General features: G+C 47.0%; 11 protein-coding genes. 3 read left to right on the top strand and 8 right to left on the bottom strand.

Annotated features, from left to right (window positions below; all coding sequences use genetic code 11):
- The first annotated feature begins 60 nt into the window (after window positions 1-60).
- Window positions 61-699: a response regulator gene (locus AB4Z30_RS17050; protein ID WP_441928501.1), complete on the top strand. Its 639-nt coding sequence runs from the start codon at window positions 61-63 to the stop codon at window positions 697-699.
- Between the two features lie 51 nt (window positions 700-750).
- Here the strand turns inward: AB4Z30_RS17050 and AB4Z30_RS17045 are convergent, their stop codons facing one another.
- The 5 genes from AB4Z30_RS17045 to ftsE all read right to left on the bottom strand — a co-directional run bounded on the left by AB4Z30_RS17045 (window position 751) and on the right by ftsE (window position 6,999).
- Window positions 751-2,079, bottom strand: coding sequence for a PDZ domain-containing protein (locus AB4Z30_RS17045; RefSeq protein ID WP_441928445.1), 1,329 nt, complete (start codon window positions 2,077-2,079; stop codon window positions 751-753).
- Between the two features lie 64 nt (window positions 2,080-2,143).
- Window positions 2,144-3,616 carry a S41 family peptidase gene (locus AB4Z30_RS17040; protein WP_441928443.1) on the bottom strand — a complete coding sequence of 491 codons (1,473 nt, stop codon included), beginning with the start codon at window positions 3,614-3,616 and terminating at the stop codon, window positions 2,144-2,146.
- A 345-nt stretch (window positions 3,617-3,961) separates the two neighbouring features.
- The gene (locus AB4Z30_RS17035) at window positions 3,962-5,242 is read right to left on the bottom strand and encodes a murein hydrolase activator EnvC family protein (RefSeq protein ID WP_441928441.1); all 1,281 of its coding nucleotides are present in this window, start codon (window positions 5,240-5,242) and stop codon (window positions 3,962-3,964) included.
- A gap of 163 nt (window positions 5,243-5,405) precedes the next feature.
- Window positions 5,406-6,323, bottom strand: coding sequence for a permease-like cell division protein FtsX (ftsX, locus tag AB4Z30_RS17030; RefSeq protein WP_441928439.1), 918 nt, complete (start codon window positions 6,321-6,323; stop codon window positions 5,406-5,408).
- On the bottom strand, window positions 6,313-6,999 hold the full coding sequence (gene ftsE / locus AB4Z30_RS17025) for a cell division ATP-binding protein FtsE (RefSeq protein ID WP_441928437.1): 687 nt from the start codon (window positions 6,997-6,999) through the stop codon (window positions 6,313-6,315). The genes ftsX and ftsE overlap by 11 nt, the downstream gene beginning before the upstream one ends.
- A 253-nt stretch (window positions 7,000-7,252) precedes the next feature.
- Here ftsE and AB4Z30_RS17020 point away from each other — a divergent pair, with 253 nt between their 5' ends.
- Window positions 7,253-8,686 carry a VanW family protein gene (locus tag AB4Z30_RS17020; RefSeq protein ID WP_441928435.1) on the top strand — a complete coding sequence of 478 codons (1,434 nt, stop codon included), beginning with the start codon at window positions 7,253-7,255 and terminating at the stop codon, window positions 8,684-8,686.
- A gap of 447 nt (window positions 8,687-9,133) precedes the next feature.
- Here AB4Z30_RS17020 and AB4Z30_RS17015 read toward each other — a convergent pair whose 3' ends face one another.
- From AB4Z30_RS17015 to AB4Z30_RS17005, 3 genes are all read right to left on the bottom strand, one after another.
- Window positions 9,134-10,696, bottom strand: coding sequence for an MDR family MFS transporter (locus AB4Z30_RS17015; protein ID WP_441928433.1), 1,563 nt, complete (start codon window positions 10,694-10,696; stop codon window positions 9,134-9,136).
- A 187-nt stretch (window positions 10,697-10,883) separates the two neighbouring features.
- The gene (locus AB4Z30_RS17010; RefSeq protein WP_441928431.1) at window positions 10,884-11,711 is read right to left on the bottom strand and encodes a hypothetical protein; all 828 of its coding nucleotides are present in this window, start codon (window positions 11,709-11,711) and stop codon (window positions 10,884-10,886) included.
- Between the two features lie 13 nt (window positions 11,712-11,724).
- Window positions 11,725-12,348 carry a YhbD family protein gene (locus AB4Z30_RS17005; RefSeq protein ID WP_441928429.1) on the bottom strand — a complete coding sequence of 208 codons (624 nt, stop codon included), beginning with the start codon at window positions 12,346-12,348 and terminating at the stop codon, window positions 11,725-11,727.
- Window positions 12,349-12,640: 292 nt separating this feature from the next.
- Here AB4Z30_RS17005 and AB4Z30_RS17000 point away from each other — a divergent pair, with 292 nt between their 5' ends.
- Complete coding sequence (locus tag AB4Z30_RS17000) at window positions 12,641-13,429, top strand: alpha/beta hydrolase (RefSeq protein ID WP_441928427.1); 789 nt, start codon at window positions 12,641-12,643, stop codon at window positions 13,427-13,429.
- Window positions 13,430-13,442: the final 13 nt, after the last annotated feature.

Genomic DNA, 13,442 nt, shown 5'->3' with positions numbered 1-13,442 from the left:
ATGCTCATGACGGAACCAAACAATAGTAGCCAGAAAGAAGCCTTGTCTGGGCAACCTTCAATGATCCAGGTCCTTCTTGTCGATGACGATCCCTTCATCCGGGAAAGCCTGAACGTGGTGCTCGGCCTGGATACGGATATCCACATTACAGGTACAGCTTCCAATGGGACGGAGGCACTTGCCTGCCTTGAATCAGGAACTCCAGCAGATGTTGTACTGATGGATATTCGTATGCCCGAATGTGATGGGGTCGAAGGAACTCTTCTGATCAAAACCCGTTTTCCCGCTATCCAGGTGCTGATGCTGACGACCTTTGACGACGATGAATATATCATTCAAGCATTACAGAACGGATCGAGTGGTTATCTGCTCAAAAATGTCCCTCCTGCCCGTATCGTACAGGGCATCAAAACCGTCCATAACGGGGATATGCTGATCCATCCGGATATTGCACGCAAACTTGCGGGTTTGCTTCGCACGCCAGTCCCTCCTTCGGTAAACGAGCCACTTGAAACGCACGGGCTTACCCGCATGGAGCTTTCTGTTGCCGAAGCTATATCTGAAGGACTATCCAACAAAGAAATTGCGGCGAAGCTGTTTCTCAGTGAAGGTACGGTCAAAAACTATGTAACTGAAATTTTGGGCAAACTGCATTTGCGGGATCGCACCCAAATCGCCATCTTTATGCTCAAAAAATAATGCAAAAAGGTACTTCCTCACGCCAGCAAAAGCGTTTGGAAGTACCTTTTATTACATTTCGACCGACCCTTTGTCACTCGCTACAGGGGCTGGTGGCAAAGCAAGTGGAGCCTCATCGGTACGCTGCTCTTTCCGGCGTGTGAATAATTTGAGTGTCATCACATGAAACAGCGTAACCGCACGCGGCTGAACCGCCCAACCCTCGTGTTTATCCGGTGCCATAATCACACCAAGCTGGTGATGCTCGCCTTCGTAAATCGCCCGCTGCATAAACTTGCTCTCTCCCTGATGATTACGAACCTCCAGCTTGCAAAAAGCCGGATTCATCCGCAGTGCCCGGTGCAGTTCTTCTGGAGAGTGCACAAGTACCCCATTCACTTTATATAGTGTTTCCCCGGCTTCAATCCCGAGTTCTGCTGCAGGACTATCCGGAATCACACTCAATACCTTGAGCCCATGTTGTGGGTGAACAAATGCAGGACTAAGTTGTTGCTCCTCGAGTGCACTATACCACACCAGAAGCTCATGCCCGGCAAAAGCAACCAAAGCTGCAATCACCGTCAAAGGTGACCACCATACGGCAAGCAGGCTGAATACAAGCAAAGCCAAGCTATACAGCATTGAACGTTTGGCTGAAAGCTGAAGTTTGCGCCCAGGCAGCATACTCTGTGTGTTCTCGCTAAGACCAAGCAAGATCGGCAGTGCCATCAGCGTATAGCTCTGGCCTGTATGAAATAGCGGAGTCCACGCCAGTTCTGTAATGCCTCCGGTTGTCGGTACAAGAATCAGCAGCGGAATCGCCCAGAAGAGTTGCATCTGATATCCGCCTACCAACTTCCCGCGTTTGCCTTCCATCAGAAACGGTGAGGCCATAGAAACACCTTGCATTCGAGCTAATACAGCTTCGCCAAAATGCAGCAGCGCAGCCAGAACGAGCAGCGCAGGCATGTCCAATGCACGCACCGTGTCCACAGCCTGTCCAAGTATACCGACAGGCTGCCAGTTGGAGGCTACATTCAGAGCAAATTGTAGAATCCCCAGTGCCCCCGCTGCATAGGCAAAGCACAGATAACGGATACGAATTAAAGATAAAACCAATGCTGCAATCCATATGCTGATTATACTGCCCAGCGTAAGATAAGTTCCAAGGAAAAGAGATATCATGGACACCAGCACTCCAATGACAATTCCCCCAAGGACAGCTCGAATCGTTTGCGTGATCGAACTTTGCATACGTACATGGAAGAGTTTACGTTCCTGGAGCAGTTGACGATGATAAATTAAAGCAATCAGAATAACTGCCATATAATAAAACGGCTGAATCAACAACTGTAACAACGCTTCCCCTAATGTAGCTAACCAAGGCCATACCCATTCCATTGTAGCGTTTCGCTCCTCTCCTTCAGCCGGTTCAGAAAAAAAGAAGGCTGAAAATCAGCCTTCTTTATGGCTTCGACACCGCGGACGAAATATCCTTTGAGACATTTTCGATCGCGCGTTTCAGCTGTGCATCATATTGAGGATTGGCAATTCGTTCAATCAGAGAAGCTTCCAGAGATTCTGCCGTTTTTTCATCAATCTGGCCTGTAACCTGAATGCCTTTTTTCTTCTGGAACGCCTTGACGGCTTCTTCGGTTTTCTGGTCGTAGTATCCGTCCACACGATCCGGCTTGAAGTCAAGTCCTCTCAGCATCGTTTGAGCACTTTTCACATCCATGCTGTTGCTGTCATATTTCAGTGGCAGCTTCTCCTTATTAATCGGTGCAACCGAGAAATAGTCTGGCTGGTTCACTGCAATATCGGGTTTGATGCCTTTTTCATGAATCCAGGTACCGTTTGGTGTCAACCACTTGGCGATCGTAATCTTCAGCAGGCTACCGTCGCCCATCTGTTTATCGTAGCTGGTTTGTACAGTTCCTTTACCAAAAGAATTTTCACCCACAAGCGTAGCACCCGCGGACTGTTGCAAAGCTCCTGCCAAAATCTCGGAAGCACTTGCACTACCCTTGTTCATCAATACGGTAATTGGATAAGATTTGGCTGATCCATTCGATTTGCTTTGTTCCTTCTTACCGTTTTTATCTTCAACCTGAACGATGACTTTGCCTTTCGGTACGAACTGTTCTGCAATATCAATGACGACTTGCAGTACACCGCCCGGGTCGTTCCGAACATCGATGATCAGGCCTTTCATATTCTGTTTCTCCAGCTTAGCAAGTTCTTCCTTGAAGCGTTCACCTGTATTCAGCGAGAACTGCGTAATGTTAATGACACCAATATTGCCATCTTCCATATGTGCATAGACGGTTTCCAGATCAATATCATCACGAACAATCGTAAATTCAATCGGCTCTGTCGATCCCGCGCGTTTCACCTGTACTTTGGCTTCGCTACCCTTTGGACCTCTAATCTTGTTAACCGCTTTGTTGAGTTCTAGCCCTTGAAGCGATTCGCCGTTAACCGACATAATGATGTCTTTCGCACGGATACCTGCTTTTTCAGCAGGTGAACCTTTGATTGGGGAAACGACAACGACATTACCGTCTTGTGAGGAAACCTCTGCACCAATGCCGGTAAATGAACCTTCGATGGACTCCTCAAACTGGGCAGCTGTTTCCTGTCCCATATAGTTGGAGTACGGATCACCGAGAGATTCCATCATGCCATTGATCGCACCATCAATCAGTTTGGTACGGTCCACATCTTTATAATAGTTGCCGGAGATCAAATCCATTGCGGTTTCAATCTTCTTCAAATCGTTTTTCTGCTGTGAGCTGCCGGTTACACTTGCCAGCAGTCCTTCGCCGGGTTTAACCTGGCTTGTAATGCCAGGGTAAGTCATTAACACGATGGTTAACAGACTCCCGCCAAGCAGTCCCAAAATAACGAACAGCAGCGCCGATCTTTTTTTCATCATCCGTATGTCACCGCCTTTAGTTTTGAAGCGCATCCGATTCGGACTGCCCCGAATCATTTCCCTGAACATGCCAGCTTAGTATATGTCTAGCTTGTACGGATTATGATTTTTCCATTCGAAGTTTAAACTATATAATTTGAACTGAAAATTTTACACAGCCCACTCCAATGACAGAATAACCTTACAATCGCTGTTATCCCCTGATTTTTGGATTCCCTTTTTTGAAGGGGAAAATCCGGTGATAAAGGCGAACGCTTCGCTTTTCCAGGTTTTTTCTGTCCTCTCCGTTAGAGTGTAAATAAATAGTTCAACTTATATAAGTTGCATCGCATTAAATCAGACAATCTACAAATAGTTCATCGGATTCACAGCTGATCCGTTATCTCGCACTTCAAAGTGCAAGTGAGGTCCAGTCGAGTTACCTGTATTGCCAGACTCGGCAATTGTATCACCTTTGTTTACCGTATCTCCCTTGCTGACCTTAAGTCCACCTTCACGCAAGTGACCATAAAGTGTCCACAGCCCGCCGCCATGGTCAATAATAACTGCATATCCATAACCGCTGTACCATTCAGCCATGATCACAATTCCACCAGAAGCTGCATGAACTGACGTACCTACTGGAACGGCAAAATCGACACCATTATGCATTTTGCCTACTTCTCCCGTAATCGGGTGAACCCGCGGACCAAAAGATGAAGAAATACGTCCACCAGAGACCGGTCTACCAAAAATACCGTTGCCTGATGAATAGGTCACTTCACTGTTGCCGTTCGAGCTTACACGCGTTGGCGCTTTAGCTGCAGCTTTGGCACGTGCCGCTGCTTCAGCCCGAGCTTTGGCTGCTGCTGCTGCCTGTTGCTCACGCAATTTATTTTTTTCCTGTAACAAAGCTGAACGCTTGCCGGCAATCTGCATCAACACAGCATCCTGCTCTGCCGTCAACTCTTCAGATTGTTCAATTTTAGCATCATATGAAGCCAGAAGCACTTGCTTTTCCTTTTCTTTCTCGTTCAACTGCGACTTGCGTTGTTTCTTCTGTGAATACAGGCTTTTAGCTTCTGCATATTGCCGATCCAAATCTGCCTTTTTCTCCACTACAAGCTGCTTGTCCTTTTTATGTTCATCCAGCAGATGTTGATCCTGATCCACAATCGTTTTAAGCGAGTCCGCGCGGGTCAGAAAATCGGTAAAGCTGGTGGAGGACAACAGGACATCAAGGTAAGAGACTGCCCCATCTGTGTACATCAGGCGCACACGAGATTCCAGCAGCTTTTCTCTTGCAACGATCCGGTCTTCTGCCGCTTGCAGATCTTTTTTCGTTGTACGGAGATCTTCCTCCGTATTCTCAATCTGCAATGATACACTCGCCAGCTCATCACTTACGACATTAATCTGTTCCAGAACAACCTTCAGATAATCATTGGTTTTATTTTTGTAATGCTGGGCTTCCTTTTTGTTGGCCGCAGCTTTCTTTTGCTCCTGCTTGGCGGAAGCCGCCTTGCTCTCCAATTGTTTAATCTGCTGGTCAATATCGCTGATGCTATTCTTGGCATATCCGTCAGAAGGTTGAAACGTCATACCGGCCAGTAACATGAAGGCCAGCAGCGAAGCGGTTTTTTTCAAAATGATGATCTCCCATCCTATGAATTCACAAGAAAGCAACCTGCACAGGTGGTGAACAGCATGTTCTTTGCTTTCTTTTATCAAAACAACAGTTGCGTCTTTCCTACATATCGTCAAACAGCGTTCAATAATGAACCTGTTTTGCCATTCTTTTCGACATTTTCTACACTTTGAGCGACTTGCGAATGGACAGTGTACTGCCCAAAATGCCTACGAGCACGCCCAGACCGATCAGCAACGTTCCCATCAGTGGCCAAATTTCACTTAACGGAATCAGATTCAGCATCTGCATGAAGACATCCTGACCAATCGTCGACATCAATTGACTGTATCCGAAGAACAGAACGGCGACTGTAATGATGGAACCGATTAGTCCAATTAACGCCCCTTCAATAAAGAAAGGCCAGCGAATAAAGGTGTTGGTCGCCCCAACCAGTTTCATAATACCAATCTCCCGGCGGCGAGCCAGAATCGTTACGCGAATCGTATTCGAGATCAGGAACATCGACATCAGGCCCAGTCCCCCGACAAAAATAAATCCGATATTACGAACAAGCTTCGTAAATTTGAACAACACATCTACCGTTTCCTTGCCGTAGTTCACTTTCATGATCGGCTTCTCGGCATGTTTCTCGTTTAATTCTTCAATCTTCTGCGCGACAAAATTGACCGTTTCCGGCTCAATCACTTTGACTTCAATCGTATCAGGCAATGGGTTGTTATCTACATCGAAACCACCGAGAACATTGTCGGCATTTTCGCCTAGACGATCACGGAATTCTTTTAATCCTACATCCTTCGGAACAATTCGAATCTCACTGACTTCAGGCATGGCACTGATCTCCTCACCAATGACATTGCGCAGGTTCTCGTCCACATTCAGTTCCAGAAACGTACTAATCTCTACCTGGCTGTCTACCTGATTGGCCATAGAGTTCACGTTAAGTACAAGCAGCATAAACACGCCAAGAATAAACAGAGAGACGATAATCGACATGACGGATGCCACGGACATCCAGCCATTGCGGAATACGTTCTTGAAGCCCTCCCGCAGATGTCGCAAGAGAGTACTAAAATTCATAACCGTATTCCCCTCTCATCTGATCCCGTACAATCTGTCCGCGTTCAATGGCGATAACCCGTTTACGCATCGTATTTACAATGTCTCTGTTGTGCGTGGCCATAACAATCGTTGTGCCCCGGAAATTGATCTCGTCCAGCAACTGCATAATGCCCCATGACGTCTCCGGGTCCAAGTTCCCTGTAGGCTCGTCCGCAATAATGACGGAAGGATTGTTCACAATTGCCCGTGCGATTGCAATCCGTTGCTGTTCCCCGCCTGAGAGTTGTGAAGGTTCCCGGTTGGCCTTGCTGCGCAGCCCTACCAGATCGAGCACTTCCATCACCCGTTTCTTGATATGCCGCTTAGGCGCTTCAATAACTTCCATCGCAAACGCGACATTCTCAAATGCCGTCATCTTCGGCAGCAGACGGAAATCCTGAAACACAACGCCAATGTTACGGCGCACATAAGGAATTTTTCGTGGTTTTAACTTGCCAATATTAAATCCATTAATGGATATTTGCCCTTTGGTCGGCACTTCTTCTCTGTACATCAGCTTCATAAATGTCGATTTGCCTGCACCGGATGGACCAACGATATAGACAAATTCATTGCGGTCGATCTTCACCGACACCCCTTGTAATGCGTGGGTACCGTTGGCGTAGGTCTTCCACACGTCCTGCATTTCTATCACATCATCACTTCCTGCTCGCATAGTTAGCCATTATCATTTCGACACAATCCCGGCATTTCCTTTAAAAAGACCTGAAATTCATCAGGAAAAATCCATCCTGTCCCTCTTTTGATGGTGAAGCATGGATTCATATGAAGTTTATTGTAACAAATTTGTTACCTATTGAGTACCCGAAAGTTTTCCACTCTTGGATCATATAGATAGAGAGTGTTACGAATTCCGGAACAACAGAAGCCAAAAGGAGCGTTCGGTTATGAAAAAAATACATGTAACGGTCATTGCCCTGTTCTCCCTGCTCTTGATCGGCTCCGCGTCCTATGGATTGCTCTATATGTACGTGAATCAGCCCAACTTCCCCAAAGGAATACAGGTCGGTGGCTGGGCACTCGATGGTAAACTTCGAAAGGATGTACTGGCAGAACTGAATACCCGCGTTCAACAACTGCAGGACTGGCCCGTCACCATCGAAGTGGCTGAACCAAACCCAATAACGATGTCACATACCGCCGCCGAACTAGGAGTGAGTTACAGTGCAAACAGTTTCAAGGCTGCAGTAAAACAGCTGGATGAGGGGAACCTGTGGGAACGGGCGTATGCACGGTATCAATTCCCCAAGACCTTCCCACTCGATATGACCTACAACGAACAAACCCTACAACAATTGCTTAGCCCTGCTTGGGAAAAAGAAACCTTCGGTATCCCGGCGGAAGCGATCCGCCGGATCACCGTAAATGATCAAGTGCAGTACATTCCGGAGAAAAGTGTGCGCCGGATTGATTGGAAAACACTCAGCACCCTCATGCAGACTAAGCTACATAGAGATCTGAACGATGTGATTGAGGGAGTAAAACCAGAACCCATCCGTATTCTTTTACCTCTATACACCTTGAAACCAGAGGTAACGATCAATTCGCTGAAGCAGGAAGGCATCGAGCGAAAAATCATTCAATTTTCCACAGGACTGGGAAACAGCAGCCAAGGTCGGATACATAACGTCAGCGCGGCTGCTCAGGCCATCAACGGGATGGTTTTGCCACCTGGAGGTGTGTTCGACTATGAAAAGGTAATTCGCAAAGCGGAGAAGGAATACGGTTTTCGGGAAGCACCGGTCATCGTGAATGGCCGGCTGACACCCGGAATCGGCGGAGGAATCTGTCAGGTATCCAGTACTGTATATAACGCTGCTCTGCTAACGGGCCTGGATATTGTGGAACGGCGTAATCACTCATTGCCCGTTAAATATTTACCGAAAGGGCTGGATGCCACATATGCCTCAGGCGCCATTAACTTTCGTTTTCGAAACAGCACCGAGAAATCCCTGTTGATCCACGCGAAGGTGCAAGGCGGGCGCATGGTCGTGAAATTTTTCGGCACATTCCCGGAGAACGTCAGTTATGCGGTGGAGTCTCGTACGATTGAAACGCTGAGTGTACCCGTAAAGTATGTATCCAGCAACATGCTACCAGACGGCGCCCAGCAAGTGCTTCAGAATGGACAGCCCGGGTACATTGTTGAGACGGTACGTACGAAAAGAGTCGATGGCAAGGTAGTAGAATCCAAGACGATCTCACGCGACACTTACAAAGCACAAAACCGCCTCATTGCCCGATCAGGCCATATTAGCATACCTGATCCACAGCAACCTTCAGTGGTGGAGGATGGCATTCGTGAGGGGAATCAGCCTTAAACTTAGGTGCAAATAGATAAGTTAAAATACATTTTGTTTACACGTAACACTCCAAGGACAGAATAACCTTCCAATCGCTGTTATCCCCGGATTTTTTTGATTCCCTTTTCCAAAGGGGAAATCCGGTGATAAAGGCGAACGCTCCGCTTTTCCAGGTTTTTTCTGTCCTCTCCGTTATTGTGTAAATAAAAGTTCAACTTATTTTTGTTCAAAGTAAATATAAGCCTTAAAAACACCAAACGAATGATCCTTCAAAAGTATAATACACCTGCCTTATACCCTTGTACGGGATATGAGACAGGTGTATTGGATTTACTAATTTGTGAAACCCGTTTAATTGCATACCTTTTGTTTCCTTAGCTTAAGTTTGAAAACGATATAAGCCAAGATCACACTGTATTGATTCTTCAAACACACGGTCGAATATGACTCTGCTATCCATCTACGTCAGTGCCCAGCCGTATACTCGTGCTGCTCTTCTCCTACAACCATCTTCTCGTTCCCCATGAAGAAGGACGCGATCAAAGCGAGGACTGCCGGAATAACCGCCCAAGCAAACAGCTGTACAATGGAAGATGACAATGCATGTGTGATGGAATCCAACACCTGCGGAGGAATCCCTTGACGCAGTTCTGGTGATAGCAGTGCATGCGGATCAGTTAGATCCATCCCCGCAGGCAGACCACCAGCAGGCGCTCCAGCCGATGCACCAGCTTCTCCAGCAGCACCAGACATGCCATCCGTCATTTTGCGTGTAAAGACCTGACTCTGTACAATGCCAAAGATCGTGATGCCCATCGTCATGCCCAGAGAACGCAAAAAGTTCAATGTAGAGCTCGCTGCGCCGCGTCTTTGCGGTTCGAAGGCATTCATAGCCGCGTTACTAAGCACAGAGAAGGATGCACCGACACCAAGGCCAATCATGACCATGTATACCCGAATCGTCCATAAGGATGAACCTTCATCCAATGTCGTCAGTAAGCCCAGACCTACGACAAGCAAGGCCAGCGTTGGAATCATGATATTACGATATTTCGTTTTGGTCATGAGTACACCGCCCATGGAAGCCGTCACGACGGAACCTAGCATCATCGGCAACAGAACAAGACCCGAGTTGGTCGCTTTACCCCCGAGTACACCCTGGATAAAGATCGGGATATACACCGATGCTGTAATAAACGCAGCACCACTGAACATGGCAATAACGTTACTTGACCAGTACACCCGCTTGCGGAACATGCTGAATGAAATAATCGGCTCTTTGGCCTTCGTCTCTGCATACAGGAAGAGCAGCGCCAGCATGACGAATCCGGCAAAAAGACCTAGAATCTGTGCAGAATCCCAGGCAAATGTTTTGCCACCCAGCTCCAGAGCAAAAATCAGGCAGACCACCGCACCAATGAGTGTAACAGCACCCAGCCAGTCAATCTGCTGTGACTGATGCTGATGAGATTCTTTATAGAAAAATGCGATAAACAGAAATGCAATCAACCCGAGAGGCAGATTGATGTAAAACACCCATTCCCATGTTGCATACTCTGTAATATAAGCCCCAAGCAACGGCCCAAATACACTCGAAAGACCGAATACTGCTCCAAACAACCCACCCAGCTTACCCCGGGATTCAGGTGCAACCACATCGAACATAATCGTAAATGCAATCGGCACCAGTGCTCCTGCACCAATCCCTTGAATCGCTCTGTACATCGTCAGTTCCACGATGGATGTCGCAGTTCCACACAATGCGGAGCCAATCATAAATACGATAATCCCGAAGACGAAAAACTTTTTACGTCCATACATATCCGACAGTTTACCGAAGATCGGCATACCTGCCATCTCGGCCACCATATAGGCAGAGGTTACCCAGACGAACTTGTCGAGTCCGCCGAGCTTACCCACGATATCCCCCATGGCCGTAGCCACAATGGTATTATCCATAGAGGCCATTAAGATGCTGAGCAGCAAACCTGCCAGCACAAATCCAATTTTATTGTTGCGTGCAGCCATTATTGTTAATCTCTCCATTCCCGTTCTATTCATATGACTGCATTAGTATATCCGAAAAGAAATAACAAGCAATCAGTCCAAGGACCGATTGCTTTATGGCAAAACCTTCTATCTCGAGGGATAACCATCAGCTCTATCCTTTAAAAGTCATAAGGGTCGTCTCTCGCTCTTATATCATGCCTATTGGCTAGATTCGCGTACTGTTGCCCACCTTTGCTTCCGGATCAACGGATAGTTCACCAGAATACTCCACAAACCGGATATTACAGCCTCGACCGATATGGACCCGATTCCCTCGAACCGTATCTGCTTCGGTATCTTCCAGTACAATTTCATCGCCCTCAATCAGCTGAGCCCTGAAGGATGGTGCCCCGCCTAATCCGAGTGCTTTCCAGAATCCGCTGCGTTCCTTGCGCCGGATGTCGATCCGCTCGCCGCCTACTTCCCTTGCTGAAGAGGACGTGTATAATCGAATCTCCACACTGTCCGCATTAAGAAGTCCGCCCACCTTAATATTACCCTGAACGTCGATTTTCTCTCCCTGCACATCTCCATCAATAGTCGCCATACCCCCGATATCAATACGTTCACCGTTCACTCCACCGCGCACATTACACTTTCCGTTCACGGTAAACTCAGGTGTAGACAGGTCTCCATTAATCGTGGTCATGCCATCCACACGTACCCGGGAGCTAACCAGCGGACCATTAATCGTACACATTCCATTAACCATTGTGCTCTCGGCTTGAGCTGCACCGTGGACTCCCAGTGTTCCGTTGACATCAAGAGACTGGGTGCGAAGTTCTCCCTCCACTTTGGCCATACCATTAACCGTTGTGCTTTCAGAGACGAGGGAACCATAGATTTTCAGCGTGCCGTTAACACTCAGGGAGGAACAATCCAGATCACCATCCAGTTTAGCCATACCGTCGATATTTACCCGATGATAGGAACCGCCTGTTGTTTTACGAGACCCTGTAACATTCAGATCATTTCTCAAGTGACGTTCTTCCATTATAAAATCCCCCTCAGCCTAATTTAATTTTCAATTCTTCCATGAACGTTGCCAGCGGAATGCGGAGTACCACTTTTACCCCATGATCAAAATAAAGCTCTGCTCCCGAGTTCACCACCATAAAGGTAGGTACGCCCATCTTGCGAATAAGCAGCAGTTCACTTGCCCGATCTCGGAACCGATAGTAGTGCTCAGACATCACATCAATCAAGAGCAATCCCTCCTGCTGCGTGATATCCCCGCTGAGAAGCAACTTCTCAAGCACATATAGCATCATAATCTGTTCCAAACCGTATAATGCCTGCTGGCGTCCAGCCTCATTTAACAGATCAAGCGAAGCCAACGAAACAATGTTTCGGTCTAGCAATTGCTGATCGGACATCTCCACCTCACCAAGTGTTGGCGAAAACACATCCGCCAGTTCATCCAGCGACAGTCCGTCTTTCATATGAATGATCTTGTCGATCCGCTGTAAAATCTGCTGTTTTGGAAAAAATGTTTCCTGTCCCGTAAAAGAAGACTTTCGAATAAACCATTCCTCGGGAATGAGGTTTTTCCGTTTCCATCGATATAGTTGACCGTATGAAATACCTGTCAGGTCAAGCAGTTCTTTTTTGGAGATCAAATCATCTGTCATTTTAGGACCCCCTTTCCATTAAATACAGTGTAACAAAACATTGTTACGTTGTAAAGATCCGAGAATCATATGTGATAAAAATAAACTTTTCTTTGTTTGTTGTTTGTTCCTAAACTTGATTGTAAACAAGTTATTTTTGCAATTATCGAATACGTTTTATAACCTTTCGTTGCGTTTACTTTATTTTGGGTATAACCTTGAATAGTAGCTGGTATTGTCCCGCTTTCTTACCTTTTCCATTGCATAGAAACATCTTTTAAACATCCATTCATGAAAGGGGTTACTTTTTGGTATGGCACTCATTAAATGCGATTTCTACTCGGACGCCCTCGGATTAAGCACAAGCATGCATGTCATTCTGCCACAGCAGACCCACACTCAGATCGGTATGGAAAATGTGAAAGGTTCCGGTCTGCACCCCACCCTGTATTTGCTTCACGGAATGTCAGACGATGACTCCATTTGGCTACGCCGTACTTCGATTGAACGTTATGTCGCTTCACTTGGCATTGCGGTCGTTATGCCGCAGGTCCATCGCAGCTTCTACACGGATATGGCAGAGGGAGGGCGTTACTGGACATTTATAAGCGAAGAACTGCCAACACTGGCCCGCTCGTTCTTCCCGCTTTCAGCTAAACGCGAAGATAATTTCGTAGCTGGCCTATCCATGGGTGGATATGGTGCCTTTAAGCTAGCTTTACGCAAACCGGATCAGTACGCTGCGGCAGCAAGTCTTTCGGGCGCTCTTGACATGGCTGCTCATCTAAATAATGACGTCCCGTCCGCTTTACGGCAGGCTGAACTGTTACGCATCTTCGGCCCACAATTTGCAGGCTCAGAGAACGATTTGATCCATTTGCTCCAGGAGAGTAAACATAACACGGCCCCACGACCACTCCTCTATCAATGCTGTGGAACAGAGGATTTTCTGTATGAAGATAATCAGACGTTCCGCAAAGCCTGTGCCGATACAGACTTCAAGTTAACTTATGAGGAAGAGCCAGGAGAACATGAATGGGGTTACTGGGACATGAAAATCCAGGATGTGCTGAAGTGGCTACCGCTGTCTAAAAGAGACTGAGCAAACCATAAAC

It is taken from the genome of Paenibacillus sp. 2TAF8 (assembly GCF_052114825.1).
GTDB lineage: Bacteria > Bacillota > Bacilli > Paenibacillales > Paenibacillaceae > Paenibacillus.
Note: the sequence above shows the minus strand (reverse complement) of the source record. Positions and strands in the feature narration are given on the sequence as shown.

Bases quoted from the DNA above. Each gene is read 5' to 3' on its own strand.
- AB4Z30_RS17050 (WP_441928501.1), top strand. From the start codon at position 61: ATGATCCAGGTCCTTCTTGTCGATGACGATCCCTTCATCCGGGAAAGC.
- AB4Z30_RS17045 (WP_441928445.1), bottom strand. From the start codon at position 2,079: ATGGAATGGGTATGGCCTTGGTTAGCTACATTAGGGGAAGCGTTGTTA.
- AB4Z30_RS17040 (WP_441928443.1), bottom strand. From the start codon at position 3,616: ATGATGAAAAAAAGATCGGCGCTGCTGTTCGTTATTTTGGGACTGCTT.
- ftsX (WP_441928439.1), bottom strand. From the start codon at position 6,323: ATGAATTTTAGTACTCTCTTGCGACATCTGCGGGAGGGCTTCAAGAAC.
- AB4Z30_RS17020 (WP_441928435.1), top strand. From the start codon at position 7,253: ATGAAAAAAATACATGTAACGGTCATTGCCCTGTTCTCCCTGCTCTTG.
- AB4Z30_RS17015 (WP_441928433.1), bottom strand. From the start codon at position 10,696: ATGGCTGCACGCAACAATAAAATTGGATTTGTGCTGGCAGGTTTGCTG.
- AB4Z30_RS17010 (WP_441928431.1), bottom strand. From the start codon at position 11,711: ATGGAAGAACGTCACTTGAGAAATGATCTGAATGTTACAGGGTCTCGT.
- AB4Z30_RS17005 (WP_441928429.1), bottom strand. From the start codon at position 12,348: ATGACAGATGATTTGATCTCCAAAAAAGAACTGCTTGACCTGACAGGT.
- AB4Z30_RS17000 (WP_441928427.1), top strand. From the start codon at position 12,641: ATGGCACTCATTAAATGCGATTTCTACTCGGACGCCCTCGGATTAAGC.